Here is a 24,748-nt window from a genome sequence, read left to right as displayed (position 1 = left end):
GGACGACCGGGTGATCGCCCCCAAACTATGACTCTTGTGACAATCCCAACACCTGGCGCAGCTGGGCCAGCTGGTGGTGATCCCCCTGGGCGGCAGCCTGGCGCAGGGCCTGGGTCGGTGCGTGGATCAACTTGTTGGTAAGGCGGTGGGCCAGCGCCTTGAGCGCCTGCTCGGCAGGCTCGCCCTGTTGCAGGGCCAGCAGGGCGCGCTGCAGCTCCTCATCGGCCACCTGTTGGGACTGGTGACGGTAATCGCGGATGAGATCCACCGAATGGAGGCTGCGATACCAGCCCATGAAGTCGTCGCGCTCTTCCTGCACGATGAGCTCGGCCTCGGCGGCAGCCCGTTTGCGGGTCTCGAGGTTCTGCTCGATGATGCCCTGCAGGTCGTCCACCGTGTAGAGATAGGCGTCCGAGAGCTCGTCCACCTCCGCCTCGATGTCGCGCGGTACGGCGATGTCCACCAGGAACATGGGCCTGAAGCGGCGAGCCTTGAGCGCGCGCTCCACCATGCCTTTGCCGATGATGGGCAGGGGGCTCGCGGTGGAGCTGATGACGATGTCCGCCTCGTGCAGGTAGTCCGGGATCTCTTCGAGCGTCATCACCTGGGCGCCGAACTCCTCGGCCAGCAGCTGGGCCCGCTGCAGGGTGCGGTTGGCCACCATCATCTGGGTGACGTTCTGTTCGCGCAGGTGGCGGGCCACCAGTTCGATGGTCTCGCCGGCGCCGACCAGCAGTACCTTGGTCTGGGAGAGATCGGAGAAGATCCGCCGCCCCAGGCTCACCGCAGCAAAGGCCACCGACACTGCGCTGGCGCCAATCTCGGTATCGGTGCGCACCCGCTTGGCCACCGAGAAGGATTTCTGGAACAAACGCTCCAGCGCCCCCTTCACCGCCTCGGATTGCTGGGCATGGGCATAGGATTGCTTGATCTGCCCCAGGATCTGCGGCTCTCCCAGCACCAGGGAGTCGAGCCCGCAGGCCACCCGCATCAAATGGCGAACCGCCTCCTCGTCCTGATGCCGATAGATGGCGGAGACCACCTCGGCGGCATCCAGGTCGTGAAACCGCTGCAGCCACTGCAACACCTGCTCGCCCTGCCCCTGCTCCAGACTGCAGTAAAGCTCGGTGCGGTTGCAGGTCGAGACGATCACCGCCTCGCTTACACCGGGTTGGGCGACCAGCTCACGCAAGGCGCGATCGATGCAGTCCGGGCCGAAGGCGACCCGCTCCCGCAAGGCGACACTGGCGGTGTTGTGGTTGATTCCGAGGGCAAGCAAACTCATGAGTGGGCGTGGATCGTATCTGTGCGCAGGGAGTAAAGGCTGCCAATTGTACGAGAAAGGGTAAGTCTTTAAAAGCAATACGACCCCCCCGTATACTGTGCCAAATCACCTTTTCCGGAGCATGACCTTGTTGTTGCGTCTTTTCACCCTTGGCTGCCTGCTGTTGCTGGCCGGTTGCGCCACCACCCAACCCCAGCGCGATCAGGTCAACTGGCAGCAGGAGCGTACCCGGCTCGAGCAACTGACCCATTGGCAGCTGTCTGGCAAGATGGCCATCATCACCGCCCAGCAGAAGGGCAGCGCCCGGGTCAACTGGCAGCAGGATGGCGACGACTATCGCCTCAACCTCACCAGCCTGATCGGCACCCACATCCTGGAGCTCTCCCGCAGCAAGGGCGAGATCACCCTGATCGACAACGAGGGCAACCCGCACCAGAGCCAGGATGCCGAGGCGCTCGTCTATCAGCTCACCGGCTGGAACATTCCGGTGGCCGGGCTGCCGGCGTGGATCAAGGGCTTGCCGGGCGAGGCCCAGTTCGAGCTCAACCCCGACCGCAGTCTGGCCAGCGTGCGTGACGGCCAGTGGCAGATCGTCTATGGCGACTACCGGGATCAGGACGGCTATCGCCTGCCGCACCTGCTCACCATGACCGGCCAGGGCAGCCGTCTCAAGCTGCAGATCAACCACTGGACCATCGCCCGCTGATGGCGGCCATCGACAAGGACTCCCCCATGAGCGCCATGCGCTGGCCGGCTCCGGCCAAACTCAATCTCTTTTTGCACGTCAACGGCCGTCGCCCGGACGGCTACCACGAGCTGCAGACCCTGTTCATCTTCCTCAACCACGGCGACTGGCTCGAGTTCGAGGTGATCCCAGGAAGCGACAGGCTCACCCTGAGCCCGGCCATTCCCGGCGTGCCCGATGAACAGAACCTCATCATCCGCGCCGCCCGCCTGCTGCAGGCAAAACTGCCGAGCCCACAGGGCGCGCATATCTGGCTGGAAAAAGTCTTACCCATGGGCGGCGGCATCGGCGGTGGTTCATCGGACGCCGCCACCACGCTGGTCGCCCTCAACCACCTCTGGCAAGCCGGCTTGAGTGAAGACGAGCTGGCCGAGTTCGGCGTGCAGCTGGGCGCCGACGTGCCGGTGTTCGTGCGCGGCAAGGCCGCCTTTGCCGAGGGGGTAGGTGAGCGGCTGCAGCCGGTCGAGTTGCCGAGCGCCTGGTATCTGGTGCTCAAGCCTGATTGCCATGTGGCGACCGCCGCCGTGTTCCAGGATCCGGACCTGCCCAGAGATACCCCGAAAATGGCATTGCACAATCTGCTGGAAGGGGAGTGGAAAAACGATTGCGAATTGCTGGTGAAAAAGCGCCACCCCGAGGTTGCCAATGCGCTCGGCTGGTTGCTAGAATACGCGCCGTCAAGAATGACGGGCACAGGAGCCTGCGTCTTTGCTCAGTTTGAAGACGAAGTGGCTGCTCGGGAAGTGTTGGCAAAAGTGCCGAGAGAGTGGGATGGATTTGTCGCCAAGGGCGAGAACATATCACCACTCTTCGCTACATTGCAACAAGTCAGTGATTGGGGTATCGCCAAGCGGTAAGGCAGCGGGTTTTGATCTCGCCATTCCTAGGTTCGAATCCTAGTACCCCAGCCATCTCCTGAACATCGAACAGGGTATATCGATTCACCTGCCGCAGCAGTCTTGCCGGGAGTGCACACTCCCCCTCGCCGGTTGCAGCACCCATCGTTACCCTCTCGTTGTCGGAAGGTCACTGGTCATCATGGATGACGGGGCGTCGACCAGCACGACGCTCAACCGGCTTGCCGCATGTAACGTGGGCACCTGACCTGAAAGCAGCCTATAGTGGTCTGACCCGTCAACTTGATAAATCGTTTGCCCCCAAACGATAAGGGTCTAATCAGACTCCCCACATACTGGATGCAACCCCGAGGTTTCAAACCGTGCCTGACATGAAGCTGTTTGCTGGTAACGCAACGCCGGAACTAGCCCAGAAGATCGCAGATCGCCTGTTTATCAAACTCGGCAATGCTGCCGTAGGTCGCTTTAGCGACGGCGAGATCAGCGTACAGATCAACGAGAATGTACGTGGTGGCGATATCTTCATCATTCAATCCACCTGTGCCCCGACCAACGACAATTTGATGGAATTGATCGTGATGGTGGATGCTCTGCGTCGTGCTTCAGCTGGCCGTATCACTGCCGTAATTCCCTACTTTGGCTATGCCCGTCAGGACCGCCGCGTCCGCTCCGCCCGTGTTCCCATCACCGCCAAGGTCGTCGCCGACTTCCTCTCCAGCGTCGGTGTGGATCGCGTGCTGACCGTTGACCTGCATGCCGAGCAAATCCAGGGCTTCTTCGACGTCCCGGTCGACAACGTGTTCGGCAGCCCGGTGCTGCTGGAAGACATGAAGTCCAAGAACCTCGAATCCCCCGTGGTCGTGTCGCCGGACATCGGCGGCGTGGTACGTGCCCGTGCCATCGCCAAGCTGCTGGACGATACCGACATCGCCATCATCGACAAGCGTCGTCCCCGCCCGAACGTCTCCCAGGTCATGCATCTGATCGGTGACGTGGCCGGCCGCGACTGCATCATCGTCGACGACATGATCGACACCGGCGGCACCCTGTGCAAAGCCGCAGAAGCCCTGAAAGAGCGCGGCGCCAAGCGTGTATTCGCCTACGCCACTCACCCGGTCTTCTCCGGTTCCGCCGTGGAGAACATCAAGAACTCCGTGATCGACGAACTGATCATCACCGACTCCATCCCGCTCACCGCGGAGATGAAGGCGGTCGACAAGGTCAAGCAGCTGACGCTCTCTTCCGTGCTGGCCGAAGCCATTCGCCGCATCAGCAACGAAGAGTCCATCTCTGCCATGTTTGAGCATTGATAGACCCTGTTGTGACAAAAACCGCCAGCTGGCGGTTTTTGTCTTTCTAGTCCCAGTTACACCCGGTACTGCCCTGCCCCGTCGCAGGTTAAGGATTGTTCCATGAATCGCTTGCGCCCGCTGCTGCTCCTCGCCTTCTGCAGCTTCCTGTTCGCCTGTCAGCCCAACAATGAAAACCAGCCTTTCGTGCTGACCCTGGCTCACATGAACGACACCCACTCCCAGTTTGACCCGGTCAACGCCGAGTTGAAGGGGCCTCTCTTTGGCAAGCAGGGGGAAACCAACACCCTCTACACCCGCTTCGGCGGCTATCCGCGCCTGCTCACCATGGCGAAATCCTTCCAGGCCGACGCGCTGGCCAAGAACCAGCCGCTCCTGCTGCTGCACGGCGGCGATGCCTGGCAGGGCAGCGGCTACTTCAAGCTCAACGAGGGGATGGCCAACGCCGAGCTGCTGAGCCAGTTCGGCCTCGACGCCATGGCGCTGGGCAACCACGAATTCGATCTGGACAACCAGAAGCTGGCCCGCTTCATCAAGGGGGTCAACTTCCCGGTGCTGGCCGCCAACCTGGATACCCGCGACGACCCGGATCTGCGCCACGCCGCCAACCTCAAGCCGTTCGTCATCTACGCCTTCGACGGCAACCAGAAGAGCCCGGTCACCGACATCAACAACCTGCCCCAGGGCAAGCAACTGGTCGCCGTGATGGGGCTGGTGCTGGAGGACATGGCCAACATCTCCCCCAACGTCGGCAAGCTGCGGTTCGGCAATGAAGTCACCTCGGCCCAGGCCACGGTGGATCTGCTGCGCCAGCACGGCATCGACCACATAGTGGCGCTCACCCACATCGGCAATCAGCGGGATCTGGCGCTGGCGGCCAAGGTGAACGGCATCGACGCCATCGTCGGTGGCCACTCCCACAGCCTGCTCGGCGATTTTCGCAACATCGGCTGGGGCAACACCGGCGAATATGCACAGCTGGTCACCAACCCGGACGGGGTCGGCATGACCTGCGTGGTACAGGCCGGCTCCTATGCCCAGGCCATCGGACTGGCCCGGGTCAGTTTCGACGCCCAGGGCAGGGTCATCTCTTGTCAGGGTCAGAACCAGCTGCTGGCCAGCCGCGACTTCTTCGCCGATCCCGCCCGCAAGCAGGCACTGGATGAGACCCGCAGCAAGCAGGCCGGCAAGTTCATCGACGCTCAGCCCAACCTGGTGACCGTGGATGAGGATCCGCGCCTGCGCGGCATCATCGACAGCCACTACAAGCCCGCTCTGGAGCAGGCGTTCGGCCCCGTCATCGCCACCGTGCCAGCCGCCCTGCAAAATGCCCGCCGCCCCGGCGACAATGGCAGCGACAGCCACGGCTCCGACGTCGCCCCCCTGGTGGCCGAAGGGCAGTACTACTGGGCCAATACCCCGGCGGTGCAGGCGCTGACCGGCGGTCCGGTCCACTTCGCCCTGCTGGCAGTGGGCGGCGTGCGCGCCGATCTGCCGGCCGGCGAGCTGCGCGAAGGAGATGCCGCGCTCACCCTGCTGCCATTCAAGAACCAGCTCTCGGTGCTGACCCTGAGCGGCGCCGACGTGCGTTCCCTCTTGACCGAGACCATCACCGCCACCCTGCCCGCCAGCGCCCACGCCGGCAAGTTCCCCTACGGCGGCCACCTGCGCTACACCTTCACCGAGACCACCCCGGGCAAGGGCGGCGCCCTGACCCAGTTGCAGTGGCAGAATGCCGACGGCCAGTGGCAGGATCTGGTGGACAGCCAGCGCTATCGGGTGGTGATGAATGCCTACAGCGCCAACGGCAACGATGGCTGGCAGGCGCTGGCCCGCGCCCAGGCGCAGCAAGCCGAGCGGCTGGATCTTGCCTGGCAGGATGGCAAGCTGACCGGCTTCCCGGTCGAGCGGGTGGAGCAGCGCGGCGATCAGCTCACCGCCCGCTATGCCGCCGGCCATCAGCTTGACTGCAAGGCGAGCGGCGTGGATTGCGGCACCGACGCCGCCTCCTTCGTTGCCTACGTGCGCGATGCGCGCCCCACCCTGACCGCCCTGGACGAAGAGACGGTCACCCTGGTGCGTGCCGCCCAGTAACCCGGCCCCCCGCCGGCAAGCCACAAAACGGGCCCCGCACTGGGGCCCGTTTTGCTGACGTTGGCCACAGGTTCCCCGCTTTTCCCCGGCACTGGCCGAGCTTTGGTTGAGTGATCGCCAGTCGGCGGCTAGAATATTGCGTCCCATTGCCCTGGGCAGTCGGCCCATTGCAAGCAGCGAGTGAAGAAATCAAGCGTGACAAGCCAAATCAAACTGATCGTGGGGCTGGGCAATCCCGGCCCGGAATATGCCAAGACTCGCCACAATGCGGGCGCCTGGTATGTGGAGCAACTGGCACGCTGGCACAATGTCAGCCTGCGCGAAGAGCCCAAGTTCTTCGGCCACACCGCCCGCATCCAGGTGGATGGCCAGGATGTGCGCCTGCTCATCCCGAACACCTACATGAACCTCTCCGGCAAGGCGGTGGCCGCGCTGGCCCGCTTCTACCAGATCGAGCCGGAAGCCATGCTGGTGGCCCACGATGAGCTGGACCTGCCCCCCGGCATCGCCAAATTCAAGCAGGGCGGCGGGCACGGCGGCCATAACGGCCTCAAGGACATCATTGCCAAGATGGGCAACAACAACAATTTCTTCCGGCTGCGGCTGGGGATAGGTCACCCGGGCGCCAAGGAGCTGGTCGCCGGTTTCGTGCTGACCAAAGCGCCCAGCAGCGAGCAGAACCTGATCGACGCCGCGCTGGACGAATCCCTGCGCGCCACCGACATTCTGTTCAAGCAGGACATGACCAAGGCCATGAACCGGCTGCACAGCTTCAAGGCAGAGAAAGTCTGAATAGAGATGCCTGACACGCGTCAGGCTCGCACAATATGACGGGGTCGCCCAAGAACCTGTTCATGCTCTGTAACGAGAGGTTGTCAGCAAGGTAAAGCGCAGCGCAGGAACCGGAGCGTATAGTCATACGTGAGGATTCCGAGCAGCACATGAGCCTTGATCACAGCCTCGCAGCAAGAGCATGGACAGGTTCTGCGGCCCTCACACAGCATCCATCACGTAAGGTAACAATCCATGGGTTTTAAATGCGGTATCGTGGGCCTGCCCAATGTAGGCAAATCCACCCTGTTCAACGCGCTGACCAAGGCCGGCATCGAAGCCGCCAACTTCCCGTTCTGCACCATCGAGCCGAACACCGGCGTGGTACCGATGCCGGATCCCCGCCTCGACCAGCTGGCGGCCATCATCAATCCGCAGCGCGTTGTGCCGACCACCATGGAATTCGTGGACATCGCCGGCCTGGTGGCCGGTGCCTCCAAGGGCGAGGGCCTGGGCAACCAGTTCCTGGCCAACATCCGTGAAACCGAGGCCATCGGTCACGTGGTGCGCTGCTTCGAGGACGAGAACATCGTTCACGTGGCAGGCAAGGTCTCCCCGGCTGACGACATCGAGGTGATCAACACCGAGCTGGCCCTCTCCGATCTGGATGCCTGCGAGCGCGCCATCAACCGCCAGTCCAAGCGCGCCAAGGGCGGCGACAAGGATGCCAAGCTGGAAGTGGAAGTGCTGGAGAAGATCAAGGTGGCGCTGGAAGACGGCCAGATGATCCGCGGCATGAAGCTGGACAAGGACGAGCTGGCCGCCGTCAGCCACCTGAACTTCCTGACCCTCAAGCCCACCATGTACATCGCCAACGTGGCGGAAGATGGCTTCGAGAACAACCCCTACCTGGATCAGGTGCGTGAAATTGCCGCCGCCGAGAATGCCGTCGTGGTGGTGGTCTGCTGCGCCATCGAAGCGGACATCGCCGAGCTGGACGACGAAGATCGCGCCGAGTTCATGGCGGATCTGGGCATCGAAGAGCCGGGCCTGAACCGGGTGATCCGCTCCGGTTACGAGCTGCTCAAGCTGCAGACCTACTTCACCGCCGGCGTGAAGGAAGTGCGTGCCTGGACCATTCCGGTGGGCGCCACCGCCCCGCAGGCCGCGGGCAAGATCCACACCGACTTCGAAAAAGGCTTTATTCGTGCCCAAACCATCGCCTTCGAAGACTTTATCGCCTACAAGGGTGAGCAAGGCGCCAAGGAAGCGGGCAAGATGCGCGCCGAAGGGAAGGATTACATCGTCAAAGACGGCGACATCATGAACTTCCTGTTCAACGTCTAATCCCATGAGAGGCCAGCATTTGCTGGCCTCTTTTTTTATCTGGCCCAAGCACCTATCTGCTCGATATGTCGTAAAAAAAACCAGATTGTTGGGCTTTTGCGCGACAGCGACCAATAACTCGCCAAACGCACTCAAATTCGTTTTTTCAAACAAAAAAAGGGTTGACGCCCCAGAGCCAGATACGCATAATTCGGCCCGCACAGTGACGAGGCAACGAGGCACTGGAAGCAAGGTTGGCTATGTAGCTCAGTTGGTTAGAGCATCGCACTCATAATGCGGGGGTCACAGGTTCGAATCCCGTCATAGCCACCATCTCTAGTTGGGGTATCGCCAAGCGGTAAGGCAGCGGGTTTTGATCTCGCCATCCCTAGGTTCGAATCCTAGTACCCCAGCCATTATTTCAGTTGTCGGCACTAAGGTGTCGGTGACAGGTCAAGGGAAGCAGTGATGGGTGTTGAACTCGTCGATGTGCCCAGGTTCAAATCCTGGTATTCCGGCCATTGTTAAAAGATGTTTGATAGACTCTGTCAGGCATCGCTGTTGGGGTATCGCCAAGCGGTAAGGCAGCGGGTTTTGATCTCGCCATCCCTAGGTTCGAATCCTAGTACCCCAGCCATTTTTAAAAAGATGTTTGATAGTCTCTGTCAGACATTGCTGTTGGGGTATCGCCAAGCGGTAAGGCAGCGGGTTTTGATCTCGCCATCCCTAGGTTCGAATCCTAGTACCCCAGCCATTTTTACTTGTATTCGACGCGAGTCGTACACAAGACGGCTATGTAGCTCAGTTGGTTAGAGCATCGCACTCATAATGCGGGGGTCACAGGTTCGAATCCCGTCATAGCCACCATTTTGAAAAACGTTCCTTCAATCATCTGATTGTAAAGAACACTGTTGGGGTATCGCCAAGCGGTAAGGCAGCGGGTTTTGATCTCGCCATCCCTAGGTTCGAATCCTAGTACCCCAGCCATTTTTACTTGTATTCGACGCGAGTCGTGCACAAGACGGCTATGTAGCTCAGTTGGTTAGAGCATCGCACTCATAATGCGGGGGTCACAGGTTCGAATCCCGTCATAGCCACCATTACTCTTGCGGAAGTGGCGAAATTGGTAGACGCACCAGATTTAGGTTCTGGCGCCCTAGGCGTGAGAGTTCGAGTCTCTCCTTCCGCACCATCGAAAGCAGTACCAAACAGACCAGCCCAGGCTGGTTTTTTTGTATCCGGCGTTTGCCACACTTCTTCCCCTCTCCATGCCGTCACGCCCCTGCAATATCCTCTGCATGAACGGCTACAACCTCCCCTCAGCAAAGACACGCCAGCCCTGCTGCCGCCTTGGGCGCACCGTTCATGTCAGTGCCTTGCAGCCAATAAAAAGGCGGCCCGCAGGCCGCCATGTCGCGTGCGTCGTCAGAACGGGAAGAACCAGGGGATGGCGATGACGCTCACCACCATCACCAGCGCCGTAAAGGGCACGCCGATGCGCACGAAGTCCACGAACTTGTAGTTGCCTGGGCCCAGCACCAGGGTGTTGACCGGCGAGGAGACCGGCGTCATGAAGGCCGCCGAGGCGGCGATGGCGATGGTCATGGCAAACGGATAGGGCGAGACCCCCATCTGTTGGGCCGTGCCGAGCGCGATCGGGGCCATCAGTACCGCCGTCGCGGTGTTGGAGATGAACAGCCCGATGACGGCGCACAGGGCGAACAGACTGGCCAGCATCACCCGCGGCCCCATTTCCCCCACCGCCGAGATCAGTACGCCGACGATGAGATCCACCCCGCCGGTCTTTTGCAGCGCGAGCGCGAAGGGCAGCATGCCGACGATGAGGATCAGGGTCGGCCAGTGGATGGACTTGTAGGCGCTCTCCATGTCGATGCAGCGAAACTTGCCCATCAGCAGGCAGGCGATCAGCGCCGCTATCACGTTGGGCACGGGATCGGTCACCATCAGCACTATCATGACCCCGAGCGCGATCAGGGCGTGAATGGCCTGACTGCGGGCCGGCGCCATCTCGTCCACTTCGGCCGGCAGCCCCAGCAAGAGGAAGTCGCGGCTGTGGGTCTGCAGCAGGCGGATCAGGCTCCAGTTGCCCACCACCAGCAGGGTATCCCCCATCTGCAGCGCCTCGTCCACCAGCTTGCCGCCAAGCGCCTCGCCGGCGCGGCGGATCCCCACCACGTTGAGGCCGTAGTGGGAGCGAAACGCCACCTCGCGGATGCTCTTGCCGAGCAGACGGGATTCGGGGATGAGCGACACCTCCGCCATGCCCACCTCCCGCGCCTGATCGGAAAAATACTCCCCGCGCAGGATCATGGGTTCGAGCCGCGCCTCGCTGCAGAACTCCCGCACGTCCGCATCGGGGTCGGACATGTCGATGAGCAGCACGTCCTTGGCCTGGAACTCGGTGACGCCGGAGACGGTGACCATCACCCGCCGAAACTTGCGCCAGCGCTCCACCCCGATGACGTTGGCCCCGTAGCGGGCCCGCAGTTGCAGCTCGTCCAGGGTCTGGCCGATCAGGGGGGAGTCGGGCCGCAATGCCAGCCGCCGCGCCCGCCCGGCCAGCCGGTAGTCGCGAATGAGATCGCGCATGGTGCTGCGCCCACTCTGCTTGTGCTTGCCCTCCTCCTCGCTACGTACCAGAGAGGTGCGCATCAGCAGCATGTAGAGGATCCCCATCCCCAGGATGATGACCCCCATGGGGGTGAAACCAAAGAAGCCGAAGCCGTGGATGTCGTGGCGCATCAGCTCGCTGTTGACCACCATGTTGGGCGGCGTCGCCACCAGGGTCATCATGCCGCTGATGAGGCCGGCAAAGCCGAGCGGCATCATCAGCCGGCCGGCCGGGATCCCCATCCGGTTCGCCACGCTCAGCACCACAGGGATGAAGATGGCCACCACCCCTGTGCTGCTCATCACTGCCCCCAGCAGGGCGACCGCCACCATCAGCAGCACCAGCAATCGGGTCTCGCTGCTGCCGGCTACCTTCACCAGTGCGTCCCCTACCTGATAGGCGATGCCGGTGCGCACCAGCCCCTCCCCCACCACGAACAGGGCGGCGATCAGGATGACGTTGGGATCGCTGAACCCCGCCAGCGCCTGTGGCAGGGTCAGGGTGCCGCTCAGCACGAACAAGATGATGATCAGCAAGGCAACCACGTCCATGCGGACCCTGTTGCTCACAAACAGATAAATGGCGCCCACCAGCATGCAGAGGACCCAGACCAACTCGGAATTCACGCTCGCTCCTTTCGTTCAACACCACCCCGACCGCAGCGGGGGGATTCCATCAAACCACAGCCCACTCATCCCCATTTTGTGACATGTCAATAAAGGGCAGGGCATCATCGCATATCAGGGTGTCATCGGGGGCCTAAAGTTGCTTGCGGTTTGTCCATTCTTTGAGGTGGCTCGGCCCTGCACGGACAAAAGTCCTGCAAAGACCCCCACGCCGCCCCTAGAATAGGCCCGGTTCACTCCCCCCTATTTTCCAAGGAAATGAAAATGAGCATATTCGAGTGGTTCAGCATCAATCACACCCTGGTGACCATACCGCTGGGCGGTGGCTACGCCATGTCGTGGATCGAAGCCGTCGGCACCCTGTTCGGACTGGCCTGCATCTGGTGCGCCAGCCAGGAGAAGACCATCAACTACCTGTTCGGGCTCATCAACGTCAGCCTGTTCGCCATCATCTTCTTCCAGATCCAGCTCTACGGCCTGTTGCTGCTGCAGCTGTTCTTCTTCTGCGCCAACCTCTATGGCTGGTACGCCTGGACCCGCCCGGCCAATGCCCAGGGGGATACCCTGCAGATCCGCTGGCTCAGCAAGTCCAAGCTCATCGCCACCGCCGCCGTGAGCGTGCTGGCCATCGCCCTGCTGACCCTCTATATCGACCCGGTCTTTGCCGCCCTGGCGCGCACCGCCGTCGCCCTGCTCAACCTGTTTGGCGCCAATCTCGCCACCCCTGAGCCCTCCCCCGATGCCTTCCCCTTCTGGGATGCCAGCATGACGGTGCTCTCCGTGGTGGCCCAGATCCTGATGACCCGCAAGTACGTGGAGAACTGGATCCTCTGGGTGGTCATCAACATCATCAGCATCGGCGTCTATGCCGCCCAAGGGGTCTATGCCATGTCCCTTGAGTACCTGATCCTGCTGTTCATCGCTGCCAACGGCACACGCCTGTGGATGGTCAGCGCCAAACGTCCGCAACAGGAAGTGATCGCATGAGCCTGCTGCCTCATCTGCAATGCCGCCCGGACCAGATCGCCGAGCGGGTGGTGCTGTGCGGCGACCCGGCCCGGGTCGACCGCATCGCCAGCCAGCTCGATGAGTGTGACGTGCTTGGCCAGCACCGGGAGTTTCGTCTGATCAACGGTCGCTACCGGGGGCAGCCCATTACGGTGTGCAGCACCGGCATCGGTGGCGCCTCCGCTGTCATCGCGCTGGAGGAGATGGTGCAGGCGGGTGCCCGCGCCCTCATCCGGGTCGGCTCCGCCGGCGCCCTGCAGCATGATATAGCGCTGGGGGATCTCATCGTGGTGGAGGGGGCGGTGCGCAGCGAAGGCGCCTCGCAGGCCTATCTGCCGCCTGAGTACCCCGCCTGCGCCGACATCCGCCTGCAGGCCGCCCTGCTCGCCCATCTCGGCGCCAGCGGCCAGCCTCACTGGCACGGGCTGGTGCGCTCCCACGACAGCTTCTACCGGGATGATGAGCAGGAAGTGTGTCGCTACTGGCACGCCCGCGGCGTGCTCGGGGCGGACATGGAGACGGCCTCCCTGCTCGCCGTCGGGCGCCTGCGCAAGGTGCGGGTAGCCGCCGTGCTCTGCAACGTGGTGACCTTCGAGCAGGATGTGCAGGAGGGGGTGAGCGACTACGCGGCCAGCGAGGCCGCCATGATGACCGGCGAGCGGCTGGCCATTGCCGCCGCCCTCCACGCCCTGACCCAATAGGCCGGGTCTGCCGGGGCAGTAGCCAGCCCCGGCAAAACGTTAAGCCCGGCACATTCGGGGGCACCAGCGCTGGCATCCCGCCCCCGCCCTTGCTAGCCTCATGGCCCTCGTCAAGCCGGGCCTTCCCCATGCAGCAACAACCCTATCCGCTCGGTCGCTTTCACGCCGAGCTTGCCGCCCTCGAACCGCGCTTTGCCGCGGCGCTGGCGGCCTGCACCCTCCATTCGCGCCGCTACCTGCCGGGCGAGCCCATCCTGCGCCAAGGGGAGCAGTGCGAGCACCTCTATCTGGTGGCGCAGGGCCGGATTTCCCTCAACAGTGCGGTGCACTCGGGGCGGCTGTTTCAACTCGGCGAGATCGAGTGCCACCAGCAGATCTTCGGCGAGATGGAGTTTTTCAGCGCCACCCCGGTGCAGTGGAGCGTGGTGGCCGAGACCGAGCTGGACGCCGCCGTCATCTGCGCCGACAAGCTGGCCAAACAGCTGCTGGCTGAACCCGAGCTGACCCTCTTCTTCGCCGCAGCGCTCGCCAGCGACTATCTGGATACCCTGGACATCACCACCAGCCGGTTGCTGCACCCCATCGCCTACAACATCGCCTTCGAGCTCTGGCGCGAGCGCCAGCGCACCCCCATGCTGGGTTCGCGCAAGCGGGCCCACGAGGCGGCGCGCTTTGGCACCACGGAGCGGGTCTACCGGCGCGCCCTCAAGGAGCTGATCGAACAGGGCATCGTCGCCGACGGCCCCGACGGTCCCGTCATCGCCGATCTGGCCAGGCTGCGCGCCTACCTCGACCTTTGATTTCCATTCATCCCATTTCGATTCACCCTGTCAGGAGAGTGCCATGTCTACCCATCCCGAGTTCACCTTCTTCAACCGCTTCGTCGCCGACATCCAGGCCGGCCGCAAGACCATCACCATCCGCGACGAGAGCGAGGCCAACTGGCAACCCGGCCAACGTCTGGCCCTGTTCACCAACCCGGAGCACCAGCCCTTTGGCACCATAGAGGTGCTGTCGGTCAAGGCAGTCGCCTTCAATGAACTGAATGACGAGCACGCCCGCCAGGAGAACATGACCCTGCCTGAGCTCAAACAGGTCATCCGCGACATCTACCCCACCCTGCCGCCGCTCTATGTCATTGGATTCAAATTCGTTGGGATGTAAATACCAACTAACAACCATGACTCATACGTTAGTGGCAGAAATAACTGCGTCCGCGAAGATATCTAAATTCACCTATATCAAGATGCCTTTATGTAAGGCCTAGGAAGTAGGGTTGCCGCCTTAGTGCTCACTGTGTACATTGCTGACTCGTGAACTGCAAACCAGCCGCAATTGCATCCTTTCTCTTGCAACCTTATAGTCTACAACCTGTTCCAATCGCAGCTTTTCCAAGACTATGCTAGACAATGCGGCCCTTGCCCCCCACGAGAAGTGGTGGCTGACCCTCACTTCGCCCCAAATCGCTTTTCAGAAAGAGTGGCGCGAATACCTCAAACCCACCTCGCTGCGGGAAGGTCTTGTCGATCCCTCCACTCTCGCAGAAGACTGGAATATCGAGAACCGCCTCGATCTGCACCGACAGATCCGCGAGCTGGCATATGGCGAGTGCCACGGACACCTCATGCAGGAAGAGTACGCCTCCTTTCATTGCATGCAGCGGAGCCAGTGGCAGACACAACGCGATAATGCGTCGACCACACACAGGCGAGCCTCGCTCGATTTCGTAGCCCGCACTGCTCCCTATATTGGCGCCCACGGTATACAGGCCTGGGACTATGGTCGCGCCTCTTACCTCACCCGTGAAGGACTGCGTTATGGCTGGGTCAGCGAAGAGGAGTTTGGCTTCATCCACAATCAACTCGCCTATCAGGCGCGGCGGCGCTACAAGTCTTGGCTGCAATACACTCAGGCATGGTATGCCGGTCGCTGTCTCTGGCGGTACAGCCACGAGGACGGCGAGCCGGAACAGGCAGCACATGAGCTGCTGTACGGCTGGATAGCCAAGCAGATGCGTTCAATGCTGGCCGATGCGCTTCAGGATCCCGAAAACCCAATCCACGGACAGAGCTGGTATGACGTACCGTTGCCGGATATCGAACAACCCCAGAGCCTCATTGACCTCTTAAATAGCGAGCCGCAGGAATAAATCATGGATATCTGGCAACGACTCGGGATCAAAGAGACCGACGATCTGGCCGCAATCAAGCGTGCCTACCACATCAAGCTGCGTGACTGCCATCCGGAGGATGACCCGGAGGGATTCCGCCTGCTGCGTGAAGCCTATGAAGAAGCCAGCCGCCCACGCCCGGCTATGAAGGACTCCACCAAGCTACCGGTCGAGCTGGTACGTCCAGCCACAGCCCCTGAACTGACGAATTTGCTTGCGCTGCTGGGCGATGCCAGCCGACGATTTGTGTCCGACGAGTGGGACAAGTGGCTGGCGTCACTGCAATCGCTCTCGCTGGTACAGCAAAGCCAGCTGTCGGACGAAGTACTACAACATATCTTCGAATGGCAATGGTTGCCCTCTCCCTTAATCGAACGGCTATGGCAAGCACTTGACTGGGCGGCACTGCTGCGCCGCAGCGGCGATATCCAGAAAAAAGGAGAATTTCTCGATTGGTGGCGCAAGGCGCCTGTCCCGGCACCGCTGGAGTGGCTCGCCACTCTCGACCACGCTCGCCAGCGTGCAGTAATGTCCTTTTATCAACCACTGCTGCTTTCGCTGGAGGCTGGCGACCGCAACAGTGTGCTGGGGCTCATCTATCACTACGCCATACCGATCGTCGGCGATCACCCGGCTCTATTACGCCTGCAACTGCGAGCCCTACGTGCAGCCGGTGACAACGGCGATATCACCCACCGCCTCTCACTCACCCTCTCCCTGCTCGAACAAGAGCAACTAGATGAGGATGACTGGGATTTGCTCTCCGACTCAGCCCTGCGCTGTGGCAAGGAACAACTGGTGATGCAGGTAGCCAAGGCCTTGGAAGAGCGAGAACACGAAGCGTTGCTCGCCAACCACCTCATCCACTGGTACATCAACAGTGACCAGGAGCTGGCACGCTGGCTACAAGCCCTGGCCCGTTCCAGTCACTGGCCCACGACACGCAGCGCGTTTTGGGAGCCGCAGTGGCTGATGCTGCCATGGCAACAATCCAACCCAATAGAGGAGTGGTTGCATGATCAGATGCTGGACATTGGCGAGGTACCACTCACCACGCTGGCGCTAGAGTCGATTCCTGGCGTTCGCGGTGCGCTGGCACGCCTCTGGTGGAGCAGTGAATTTGGTACTTGGTCATCATTGGAAACTACGCTTGCCCAACCCGAACTAGCCGACGCCGAAGGCGGCTGGCAATTTGTTTCCCGTCTCTTGCAACGCCATGCTCACCGCAAGCTGGCCGAGCGCCCCGAGTTACCACTACTGGACGCGCTGTTCGATCAATATGGCAATGATGACTGGCTGAACATCACGCCACCCACTGCTGCACAGATTGCCTGTGCATCTCCGGAGCAGTGGATCTCCTGCCTGCGCCGCTATCCGTTGATGCCGGATGAATGGTTCAATGCAGTAGTCCAGCGCGCCAATGACGAAGGGTGGCAAGAGCAAATCATCCAAGGGCTGCATCTTGGAGCTCGTCTCTCCCACCAACGCATTCACTGCAACACACGTCTTGGCGATGCTTGGCATGGTGAGGGATGGAGCGGCTGTTTTCGCTGGGCACAATTCTATTACGCCTATGCCTGGACGCCGAGACAACACCTTGACGCAGTGCGTTGCGCCATGGGCAGACTGCCGCCCAATCAGGATGACACTCCGCTTTCCACCGTCCTGCACCTCTCAGCTCAGCCCACCGTCTATCAGGCTGCCATCGTTACTGCATGTGCTCGCTGGCCAGAGCAATATGTGCTGTCGCAAGAGCTTCGCAACCAGACCGATCTGCTACGTAGATCCGAAGTGAGCGATCAGTCACTGCTAGAGCGAGCCAAAGAGAGTGAATTACCGGCTCTCGCGGCTCTGATCGGCCGACGTCTTGATAACGATCCGGATCTCGCCAGCACCATAGTGTTGTGGAACCTGCTGCTTTGCCACAAGGAGAGCAATAACGCCTACAGCTATCTGCTCTCCCCCCTGCACGAGCGGCTGATGGCTCTGCGCAACGCGCAGGGGTTCGACTTAGACTTTTACCCTTATACCGAGGAGTCGCTGATTTATGCCTATTTGTGGCAGAGCCGCGAACACTTCCCCACGCTGGATTCACTGGAGCGCAGCACTCCAGACACCGCATCAGCCAAGTTTGTCTATCCGATCTGTTACGGGCTCGGCATGCTGGCACACGACTTCAGCGAGCAGGGGTTTCAGGCCAGACAACTAGACCCGATCTACAAGCAGCAGGCCGATCTCACCCAGCCACAACAAGAGGCAGTATCTCTGCTGTTGGTGTATCTGGAGGATAAGCTGAACGATCAGCTGGAGCACGATCGGCACCACGCGAAGCAACGCTTTCGGATGCACAGCGGAGCGCAACTGCTGTTTGTCAGCGTGCTAACCGCCATCCTGCCCTACTTCGTGTTTCCACTGGAACCGTCCGTGAGCGAGGTTCTCACTTCCGGCTCTCCATACTGGGCCGATTATTATTCGCTCGGCCAAGATATGATAGGAATGCTGTTCCTGAACCTCTATCTGATGTGGCACATCTGTCGGGCCCAGACATGTCAGCGTACCACTCGAAATTACCTGAGCTGGAGTCTGATCTGGATAGCCCTCGCGTTCTACATCAACAGCGCCTGGCTGGCCGTTCCGCTATGGCTCGGCCACCTCTATATGAGCCTTCGCATAAGGCCTGGTGCGCTACGCCGGGGATGGCCAAGGGAATTCTACCAGCAGGGCAGGATGCCGCTTGGCGACATCCTCGACTAGAACACTAGTGCCACTGCTTGAGCAGGCCATTCATCTCCTCTCGAAATGAACGGATGAGCTGCGGGTCCTGGCTGGCCAGGACCCGTTCAAACTGCAGCAACCACTGTTCTACCTGCTGCCGCTCGTCACCAAGGCTCTCTTCGTAGAGCTGCGCCAGCCGCTCGCTCAAGGTCAAATTAGGCAGTGCATCGCGTGGATGATGCTTGAGGCGAGCCAACCGCTCGCGGCTCTCGCGCTTTCCCTCCTCGGTCACGCCGGCCGGACTTCTGTCGATCACCTTTTGGAACAGTTCTCCGGTACCAACGAGGGTTACATCCACCTCCAACATACCGTTGATGTCGTAACTAAAACGCACATCCACCTGCTGAATCCCCTTGCCGGTCGGCAGCGGGATCTCGAGATCATCTATGTGCAGGTTTTCCCGCACCCAGAAGCGCTCACCCTGATAAATGCTGATGCATACCGCTTTTTGCTGCTCATGTGCGCTGTGATAGCGCTCGACTCGCGAAGCAGGCACCACAGTATTGCGTTCGAGAATTGGACTGAACACACCGCCCTGATCGCCCTGAGTGACCGCAATCCCGAGGGTAAAGGGGCAAACATCGGTCATGATAAGCTCGTCGACCGCGCTGTCGCGCAGACGACAGGCAGCCTGAATGGCGGCCCCCATGGCTACGACCCGATCCGGATCCAACTCGTGACAGCCGAATCGTCCCAGCAGACGCACTGCAGTCTGCTGCACTTCGCTCTGGCGGCTCGCTCCACCGACAAAAATAAGCTCATCCACCTCCTCTGGACGCAAACGCGCATCTGAGAGTGCCTGGCTGAGCGGTTTACGCAGGCGACTGAGTGTCTCACGCCAGATGTCGGCCAAGTCGAACTCGGAGAAAGTCAGGGTGCGGTTCAACTCACCACCAAGTTCAACGACCAGACCAGTACCACTGCGATGGCGCTTGGCCCGCTCACACGCTAGATAGACTTGGCCGAGCTGCGCCAGTGGCATGTCACTACGGTTGGTTCCCAACTGATCCAGTACCGCATCAACCAGATCCTGAGTAAAGTCCTCGCCACCGAGTCGATTATCACCAGCCGAGGCGCGCACTTCCATGATATTGTCCTGATACTCCACCACGGTTACATCGAAGGTACCGCCCCCCAGATCAAACACCAGGAAACGGCGACTATGCTGCTCGTGCAGGCTGTAGGCCATGGCTGCGGCGGTCGGTTCATTGATAAGGCGCACCGCATCAAGCCCGGCCAACTCGGCAGCCAGCCGCACTTGTTTACGCTGCTGATCGCCAAAGTAAGCAGGCACAGAGATAACCACCTCACACACCGGGTGACCAAGCCATGCTTCCGCATCTGACTTCAGACTACCAAGCACTAGCGCGCACAACTCGGTCGGGGTGTACTGATCCTTGCCCAGTCGGTAACGCCGCTCGCTGCCGAGAAAACGCTTGAAGTGGGAGGCGGTATTCGCCGGATCGCTCAACAAGCGTGTAGCCGCCGCCTGGCCCACCAGCAGTGTATTGTCCTCACCGATGCAGACGATCGACGGAGTCAGATCTTCACCATGGGCATTGGGAATGAGACAAGCTTTGCCATCTTGCCATACAGCAATCGCACTGTTGGTTGTACCCAGATCAATACCAATCGCAGAGTTCCGCGTCTGCATCATCAAATGCCTCGTCACTATTTAACTAGATGAAAGAGCGAGGATTGTGCGGTGCATACAAAAAGTGGTCAAGTGGAGCCCAACTTTGAATCATCCGCTCATCTCACCCACAGGCCATAAGTGACTTCAATTGGTCTTTGCCGAGCGATGTGTTAAGAGTGTCCTCTTTTGAATCATGGAGGTGACCCGAGTGTTTGAGATAGCGAGCCTGCGAGAGGGCATGATGCACGGGGTCGAGCTGTTCCAGCTGCTGCTGGAGATCATCTCCATCGCCTGCGTGGTGATAGGGCTGGGCAAGACCCTCTGGCTGGCGGCGCGGGTGCGGGATCACGAGCCCGGCTTTCCCCATATCCGGCTCTGTTTCGGCAGCTGGCTCATTCTGGCGCTGGAGTTCCAGCTCGCCGCCGACATCCTGGCCACCACGGTGGCGCCGAGCAAGGAGGAGCTGATCCGTCTCGCCATCATCGCGGTGATCCGCACCTTCCTGAACTACTTCCTCGGCAAGGAGCTGGAAGCCCAAGCGGAACGCCAGCAAGACAAGGCAGAGCGCCAGCAGGAGCAACGCAGCGAGCAGGCCAAGGCGGCTCAATAGCCCGCTTCCTTGCAGCAGCATCATCGCTGAGTGCCGTGCTATCCCGACCACAGCCGTGGCTCGGGATGGCCCAGTTGTGACCCTCCCCTCACTTTTGGCAATCAGCCAACTATGGAACCCTTTTCAAGGTTTCCCCTGCCCTGTCGAGGGCCCGCGCATCTGCGTAAGATAAACCATCGCTTCCCCCAACCGGCCCAGCTGATGAACCCGCGACCTCTCCACACACCCGACATCGACCTCGATAGTTGCGTTATCTACCAGATCTACCCCATGAGTTTTCAGGACAGCGATGGCGACGGCATGGGCGACATCAACGGCATTCGTCAGCGCCTCGGTTATCTGGCCACCCTGGGAGTCGATATGCTGTGGCTCACCCCCATTTATCGCTCCCCCAAGCGGGACAACGGTTACGACGTGGCGGACTACCGCGCCATCGATCCCGCCTTCGGCACCCAGGCCGAGATGGAGCAGCTGATCGCCGAGGCGGCCGCTCACGGCATCGGCATCATGATGGATATCGTCGCCAACCACACCTCCACCGAGCACGCGTGGTTTGTGCAGGCGCTGGCAGGCGACCCCCGCTATCAGGCCTACTACGTGTTTCGCGATCAGGCCTTCGTCGACGCCCATCCCGTCACCTCGATCTTTGGCGGCAGCGGCTGGCAATACGTGCCGGCGCTGGATCGCTACTACCTGCACAACTTCGATGCGAGTCAGGCCGATCTGGACTGGGACAACCCGGCGGTGCGCGCCGAAATGGCGGCGGTGATCCACTTCTGGCTGGGCAAAGGAGTAAAAGGGTTTCGCTTCGATGTGATCGATATGGTCAGCAAGAGCTGGTCGCCCCTCGCCATGAGCAATGGCCCGCGCCTGCACGACTATATTCGCGAGCTCAATGCCGAGAGCTTCGGCGGCCAGGGGATCATCACGGTGGGGGAGACCTGGGCAGCGGACCTTGCCCATATGCAGAACTATTCGAACCCCGATGGCAGCGAGTTCAGCATGGTGTTCAACTTCGAGCACCTGGGGCTGGGGCAGGACAAGTGGTCATCCCGCTTCGACCCCCTCGCCTTCAAACGGGCCATGGCCCGCCACCAGCAGGGGCTGCACAGGCGAGGCTGGAACAGCCTGTTTCTCGGCAACCACGATCTGCCCCGCGCCGTCTCCCGCTTTGGCGACGACAGGCCCGAGTGGCGCGAAGTGAGCGCCAAACTGTGGGCCATGGTGCTGCATCTGATGCAGGGCACCCCCTTCATCTATCAGGGGGAGGAGCTCGCCATGACCAACCGCCACTGGCAGCCGGGAGAGCTGCGCGATGTGGAGGCCATCAACTACCGCGCCAGCCAGTCAGGGCTGGGTCCTGCCGAGCTGAGTCGGCGGCTCGATGCCATCGGCCGCGACAACGCCCGCACCCCGATGCAGTGGGACGCCGGCCCCCGCGCGGGATTCAGCACCGCCACCCCCTGGATTGCCCTCAACACCAATCACCTCGAGATCAACGCCGCCGAGCAGCTGGCCCGCCCCGACTCGCCGTTTCACTGCTATCGCCAGCTCATCGCCCTGCGCAAGGCCCATCCGGTCGTTCGCCACGGCGACTTCGAGCTGCTGGATGGGGACGACCCGGAGCGCATCGGCTATCGCCGCCGCTGGCAGGATCCGGCGAGTGGAGAGCGGCACACCCTGCTGCTGCTCGCCAACCTCACCAAGCGCCCCCTGGTCATGCCACACTTTGACCAGGTGAAGGCCGGTGCCACCCTGCTGATGAGCAACTACCCGGGGCAGCCCACCGCCACCTTTGCCCCCTATCAGGCAGCGGCCTGGCTGCTGAAAGCAAGGGGATAACGGCACTCCCTGGCTCGGCACCAGCCTTCGTCACGGGGGCTGGCCCCTGTGCCTCCCCCTGCTTATTCCCTTCCCGCTGACCTTGCCGACCCGCACCGGCGATTTACTCACTTAAAAACTTCGTATTTAACGGCTCGTACGACACCGCTTTGAAATATCCGACTCTCCCTCGCTATCGACAATTGAAATAGTGCAACCCCCTGTTTTTGCTGGAAATAAGCAGCATCAAAAAAGACTCGTTTGTCATCAAGTGAATATATTCAACGCGGTTTAGTCTGGGTTAAAAGTCAATTCAGATTTGTGCCCTTGTAGTTCTCAGCTCTCTCCTTATGGTTTCCATCCGAAGCGTGCGGCACGGCGCCGTACGCCGACGTTCAGGCTTGCGGGCACCAGCCCGCCATAACAACAGGACATCATCATGCGCAAAACCGGCGTGGCACTCGCCATCTCCAGCCTCTTCTGGTTCCACTCGGCCATGGCGGCCCCTCTGCTCTTCCCGGACGACCCCGCCCTCACTAACGGCCAGCACTCCCCCGCCCTCGAGCGCAGCTTCCAGCTGGCCCAGGACGATCTGGGCAACCGGATCCACCAGCTCCACCTGCCCCTCCAGACCGAACCGGAACTGGTGGCCGAGCTGGAGCAGATTGGCAGGGAGCAGGGCTTTTCGGTCAGCACCCACGCTGACATGTACGCCTGGACCGAGGACAACATGTGGCTGTCGCGCGATGGCGCCCTCGTCTTCCGTCCCCAGGCACCGCTGGCCGACAAGGGGCGCTACCACGCCTTCGTCACCGCCCTCACCGAGCAGAGCCCGGAGGCCGAGCAGGAGGGGCACCACAGCCTCGGCAGCCAGGATTCCCAGGGGCTGGATGATTACATGCTCTCCCAGGCCAATACCTTCGCCGAGGCGCAGGGACGCGAGCTCATCCCCACCTTCTCCATCATCGATGGCGGCAACATGCTGACCGGCCAGCGCCCAGACGGTACCCCCTATGCCCTGATCGGTCGCGACGCCCTGCTGCAAACCACCCTGCACCACAGCCGGCTGGATAGCGAGCGGATCGCCACCCGCCAGCAGAAGATGGAGCGCGACGGCGAGTTTCGGCTGCAACTCGGCGAAGAGGAGTGGCTGGGCAGCCCCCATATCTTCCAGAAGGGCCATGACACCGAGGTGGACCTCATCCTGCTGGAGGCGGCCAACCTGCTGCCACAGGGGCTGGATGAGCCGCAGCGCCACGCCTTTGCCAAAACCGCGCGCGCCAAGGCCGAGCTGGCTCAGTCCGAGGTGAACTGGGTGACCCGCCAGGCGGCGGAGCAGCGGATGTTTCTGAGCACGCAACAGGGGAAGCGCATCGCCGAGCGCTATCGAGCCATCCACGGCCAACCGCTGCCGGCCTCCTTCGACCTGCTGGCCCAGCTCAAACGGGAGTACGCAGGCCTGGTGGTAACCGCCGGGCTGCACGCCGACTTCGGCGATGAGCAGATATCCGATGCGCTGCAGACGCTGACGGCCGATGCCGCCACCCTGACCCGGCTTGGCCGCATGTTGCAGGCCGGCGGCTATCAGCGAACTGGGCTGACAGAGGCCGAGGAAGCGCACCAGACCCGCCGCTTCCTCGCCATGATGGCCATCAGCCAGCGCCTGATGGCGCAGGAGCTCAAGGTGGCCGAGCGGGATCTGGTGATCCTGGCCCAGCCCGGCTTCCACCTCGACATGGCCATGCGCCCGCTGGCCGACGGCCGTATCCTCTTCAACGATCACGCCGCCAGCGCGGCACTGATCGAGCAGGTGCTGGCCAGCGATGCCCCCCTGAGCGACAACGAGCGGCAGGAACTGGCCAAGAGCGTGACCGACCTGCGCCAGCAGGGCGAGCGTTGGCACAAGATCCATGCCCTTATCCATCAGCAACTGCGCGATGCCGGCCTGGCCCCCATCGCCACCCCGGGCACCTTCAGCGTGGGCAAACGGCTGGTGAACTGGATGAACGGCATCATGGGCACCCGTCTGCAGCCCTTCTACATCACCAATGCCGCCAGCATCGCCCCCCTCAATGAGGCGTTCGCCGCCTGGTTGCAACACGAGGTGGCCGGGATCACCCCCTATTTCGTGGGTCAGGCTGCCAGCAACCGACGGGACGGCTTGAACCAGGCGGAGGCCCTGCTGCGCGGCAGCGGCGGGCTGGACTGCATCACCCTGCACCACGAGTAGTGCCAGGGCCGCAGATTTGACTCACCGGCAAATTCTGGGTATTTTGCGACCAGAATTTTTGTTGGACCGCTTTTCAATGTTGTACATCCTGTTCAAATGCTCGGTCAGGAGGCTGTGCTCCGTGCACTAACACGATGAAGTGTTGCCCGGA

The 24,748-nt window shown here is 61.4% G+C and carries 18 protein-coding genes and 9 tRNA genes; 24 read left to right on the top strand and 3 right to left on the bottom strand.

Annotated features, from left to right (window positions below):
- Positions 1-25: 25 nt before the first annotated feature.
- Entirely contained in the window at positions 26-1,285 is a 1,260-nt protein-coding gene (hemA, locus tag AB5Y95_RS21040; RefSeq protein ID WP_005298470.1) for a glutamyl-tRNA reductase, read from the bottom strand.
- A gap of 121 nt (positions 1,286-1,406) precedes the next feature.
- Between hemA and lolB the strand changes: the two genes are divergently transcribed.
- From lolB to AB5Y95_RS20965, 15 genes are all read left to right on the top strand, one after another.
- Positions 1,407-1,991, top strand: a complete 585-nt coding sequence (gene lolB / locus AB5Y95_RS21035) for a lipoprotein insertase outer membrane protein LolB (RefSeq protein ID WP_368161984.1) — start codon at positions 1,407-1,409, stop codon at positions 1,989-1,991.
- Positions 1,992-2,017: 26 nt separating this feature from the next.
- The gene (ispE, locus tag AB5Y95_RS21030) at positions 2,018-2,887 is read left to right on the top strand and encodes a 4-(cytidine 5'-diphospho)-2-C-methyl-D-erythritol kinase (RefSeq protein ID WP_368162115.1); all 870 of its coding nucleotides are present in this window, start codon (positions 2,018-2,020) and stop codon (positions 2,885-2,887) included.
- Positions 2,867-2,941: transfer RNA gene (locus AB5Y95_RS21025), tRNA-Gln, on the top strand. The genes ispE and AB5Y95_RS21025 overlap by 21 nt, the downstream gene beginning before the upstream one ends.
- A 308-nt stretch (positions 2,942-3,249) precedes the next feature.
- Positions 3,250-4,197, top strand: a complete 948-nt coding sequence (locus AB5Y95_RS21020) for a ribose-phosphate pyrophosphokinase (RefSeq protein WP_005298464.1) — start codon at positions 3,250-3,252, stop codon at positions 4,195-4,197.
- Positions 4,198-4,299: 102 nt separating this feature from the next.
- The gene (locus AB5Y95_RS21015; protein ID WP_368161982.1) at positions 4,300-6,291 is read left to right on the top strand and encodes a bifunctional UDP-sugar hydrolase/5'-nucleotidase; all 1,992 of its coding nucleotides are present in this window, start codon (positions 4,300-4,302) and stop codon (positions 6,289-6,291) included.
- A 195-nt stretch (positions 6,292-6,486) separates the two neighbouring features.
- On the top strand, positions 6,487-7,083 hold the full coding sequence (gene pth, locus AB5Y95_RS21010; protein ID WP_010633221.1) for an aminoacyl-tRNA hydrolase: 597 nt from the start codon (positions 6,487-6,489) through the stop codon (positions 7,081-7,083).
- 234 nt (positions 7,084-7,317) lie between these two features.
- Positions 7,318-8,409: a redox-regulated ATPase YchF gene (ychF, locus tag AB5Y95_RS21005; protein WP_005298458.1), complete on the top strand. Its 1,092-nt coding sequence runs from the start codon at positions 7,318-7,320 to the stop codon at positions 8,407-8,409.
- Between the two features lie 235 nt (positions 8,410-8,644).
- A tRNA-Met gene (locus tag AB5Y95_RS21000) sits at positions 8,645-8,721 on the top strand.
- An 8-nt stretch (positions 8,722-8,729) separates the two neighbouring features.
- Positions 8,730-8,804, top strand: a tRNA-Gln gene (locus tag AB5Y95_RS20995).
- Positions 8,805-8,950: 146 nt separating this feature from the next.
- Positions 8,951-9,025, top strand: a tRNA-Gln gene (locus AB5Y95_RS20990).
- Positions 9,026-9,067: 42 nt separating this feature from the next.
- Positions 9,068-9,142: transfer RNA gene (locus AB5Y95_RS20985), tRNA-Gln, on the top strand.
- Positions 9,143-9,178: 36 nt separating this feature from the next.
- A tRNA-Met gene (locus AB5Y95_RS20980) sits at positions 9,179-9,255 on the top strand.
- Positions 9,256-9,300: 45 nt separating this feature from the next.
- Positions 9,301-9,375, top strand: a tRNA-Gln gene (locus tag AB5Y95_RS20975).
- Between the two features lie 36 nt (positions 9,376-9,411).
- A tRNA-Met gene (locus tag AB5Y95_RS20970) sits at positions 9,412-9,488 on the top strand.
- An 8-nt stretch (positions 9,489-9,496) separates the two neighbouring features.
- Positions 9,497-9,580, top strand: a tRNA-Leu gene (locus AB5Y95_RS20965).
- Between the two features lie 233 nt (positions 9,581-9,813).
- On the opposite strand, the gene AB5Y95_RS20960 is transcribed toward AB5Y95_RS20965, so the two are convergent.
- On the bottom strand, positions 9,814-11,646 hold the full coding sequence (locus tag AB5Y95_RS20960) for an SLC13 family permease (RefSeq protein WP_368161980.1): 1,833 nt from the start codon (positions 11,644-11,646) through the stop codon (positions 9,814-9,816).
- Positions 11,647-11,910: 264 nt separating this feature from the next.
- Between AB5Y95_RS20960 and pnuC the strand changes: the two genes are divergently transcribed.
- From pnuC to AB5Y95_RS20930, 6 genes are all read left to right on the top strand, one after another.
- A complete protein-coding gene (gene pnuC, locus AB5Y95_RS20955; protein WP_201891811.1) occupies positions 11,911-12,633 on the top strand; it encodes a nicotinamide riboside transporter PnuC in 723 nt (240 codons plus the stop codon).
- Positions 12,630-13,355 (top strand): nucleoside phosphorylase, encoded by a 726-nt coding sequence (locus AB5Y95_RS20950; protein WP_368161979.1) that lies wholly within the window; start codon positions 12,630-12,632, stop codon positions 13,353-13,355. Before pnuC ends, AB5Y95_RS20950 begins: the two co-directional genes overlap by 4 nt.
- A 128-nt stretch (positions 13,356-13,483) precedes the next feature.
- Entirely contained in the window at positions 13,484-14,155 is a 672-nt protein-coding gene (locus tag AB5Y95_RS20945) for a Crp/Fnr family transcriptional regulator (RefSeq protein WP_368161978.1), read from the top strand.
- Between the two features lie 43 nt (positions 14,156-14,198).
- The gene (gene yqfB, locus AB5Y95_RS20940; protein WP_017787929.1) at positions 14,199-14,519 is read left to right on the top strand and encodes a N(4)-acetylcytidine aminohydrolase; all 321 of its coding nucleotides are present in this window, start codon (positions 14,199-14,201) and stop codon (positions 14,517-14,519) included.
- 235 nt (positions 14,520-14,754) lie between these two features.
- Positions 14,755-15,504 carry a DUF1266 domain-containing protein gene (locus AB5Y95_RS20935; RefSeq protein ID WP_368161977.1) on the top strand — a complete coding sequence of 250 codons (750 nt, stop codon included), beginning with the start codon at positions 14,755-14,757 and terminating at the stop codon, positions 15,502-15,504.
- Positions 15,505-15,507: 3 nt separating this feature from the next.
- Positions 15,508-18,279 (top strand): J domain-containing protein, encoded by a 2,772-nt coding sequence (locus AB5Y95_RS20930; RefSeq protein WP_368161976.1) that lies wholly within the window; start codon positions 15,508-15,510, stop codon positions 18,277-18,279.
- A gap of 4 nt (positions 18,280-18,283) precedes the next feature.
- On the opposite strand, the gene AB5Y95_RS20925 is transcribed toward AB5Y95_RS20930, so the two are convergent.
- Positions 18,284-19,957 (bottom strand): Hsp70 family protein, encoded by a 1,674-nt coding sequence (locus AB5Y95_RS20925; RefSeq protein WP_368161974.1) that lies wholly within the window; start codon positions 19,955-19,957, stop codon positions 18,284-18,286.
- Between the two features lie 187 nt (positions 19,958-20,144).
- On the opposite strand from AB5Y95_RS20925, the gene AB5Y95_RS20920 reads away from it, so the two are divergent.
- The 3 genes from AB5Y95_RS20920 to AB5Y95_RS20910 all read left to right on the top strand — a co-directional run bounded on the left by AB5Y95_RS20920 (position 20,145) and on the right by AB5Y95_RS20910 (position 24,597).
- Positions 20,145-20,546, top strand: coding sequence for a DUF1622 domain-containing protein (locus tag AB5Y95_RS20920; RefSeq protein ID WP_016351614.1), 402 nt, complete (start codon positions 20,145-20,147; stop codon positions 20,544-20,546).
- Between the two features lie 201 nt (positions 20,547-20,747).
- On the top strand, positions 20,748-22,388 hold the full coding sequence (locus AB5Y95_RS20915) for an alpha-glucosidase (protein ID WP_368161973.1): 1,641 nt from the start codon (positions 20,748-20,750) through the stop codon (positions 22,386-22,388).
- A 418-nt stretch (positions 22,389-22,806) separates the two neighbouring features.
- Entirely contained in the window at positions 22,807-24,597 is a 1,791-nt protein-coding gene (locus AB5Y95_RS20910; protein ID WP_368161971.1) for a hypothetical protein, read from the top strand.
- Positions 24,598-24,748: the final 151 nt, after the last annotated feature.

The sequence above is a fragment of the Aeromonas sp. R5-3 genome (genome assembly GCF_040908225.1).
Lineage (GTDB): Bacteria > Pseudomonadota > Gammaproteobacteria > Enterobacterales > Aeromonadaceae > Aeromonas > Aeromonas dhakensis.
This window is presented reverse-complemented; position numbering and strand designations above follow the sequence as displayed.

What these genes read in the sequence shown, in the direction of transcription:
- yqfB (WP_017787929.1), top strand. Translation starts at nt 14,199, where the DNA reads ATGTCTACCCATCCCGAGTTCACCTTCTTCAACCGCTTCGTCGCCGAC.
- AB5Y95_RS21015 (WP_368161982.1), top strand. Translation starts at nt 4,300, where the DNA reads ATGAATCGCTTGCGCCCGCTGCTGCTCCTCGCCTTCTGCAGCTTCCTG.
- AB5Y95_RS20925 (WP_368161974.1), bottom strand. Translation starts at nt 19,957, where the DNA reads ATGATGCAGACGCGGAACTCTGCGATTGGTATTGATCTGGGTACAACC.
- AB5Y95_RS20930 (WP_368161976.1), top strand. Translation starts at nt 15,508, where the DNA reads ATGGATATCTGGCAACGACTCGGGATCAAAGAGACCGACGATCTGGCC.
- ychF (WP_005298458.1), top strand. Translation starts at nt 7,318, where the DNA reads ATGGGTTTTAAATGCGGTATCGTGGGCCTGCCCAATGTAGGCAAATCC.
- AB5Y95_RS20915 (WP_368161973.1), top strand. Translation starts at nt 20,748, where the DNA reads ATGAACCCGCGACCTCTCCACACACCCGACATCGACCTCGATAGTTGC.
- ispE (WP_368162115.1), top strand. Translation starts at nt 2,018, where the DNA reads ATGAGCGCCATGCGCTGGCCGGCTCCGGCCAAACTCAATCTCTTTTTG.
- AB5Y95_RS20935 (WP_368161977.1), top strand. Translation starts at nt 14,755, where the DNA reads ATGCTAGACAATGCGGCCCTTGCCCCCCACGAGAAGTGGTGGCTGACC.
- pnuC (WP_201891811.1), top strand. Translation starts at nt 11,911, where the DNA reads ATGAGCATATTCGAGTGGTTCAGCATCAATCACACCCTGGTGACCATA.
- hemA (WP_005298470.1), bottom strand. Translation starts at nt 1,285, where the DNA reads ATGAGTTTGCTTGCCCTCGGAATCAACCACAACACCGCCAGTGTCGCC.
- AB5Y95_RS20950 (WP_368161979.1), top strand. Translation starts at nt 12,630, where the DNA reads ATGAGCCTGCTGCCTCATCTGCAATGCCGCCCGGACCAGATCGCCGAG.
- lolB (WP_368161984.1), top strand. Translation starts at nt 1,407, where the DNA reads ATGACCTTGTTGTTGCGTCTTTTCACCCTTGGCTGCCTGCTGTTGCTG.
- AB5Y95_RS20910 (WP_368161971.1), top strand. Translation starts at nt 22,807, where the DNA reads ATGCGCAAAACCGGCGTGGCACTCGCCATCTCCAGCCTCTTCTGGTTC.
- AB5Y95_RS20945 (WP_368161978.1), top strand. Translation starts at nt 13,484, where the DNA reads ATGCAGCAACAACCCTATCCGCTCGGTCGCTTTCACGCCGAGCTTGCC.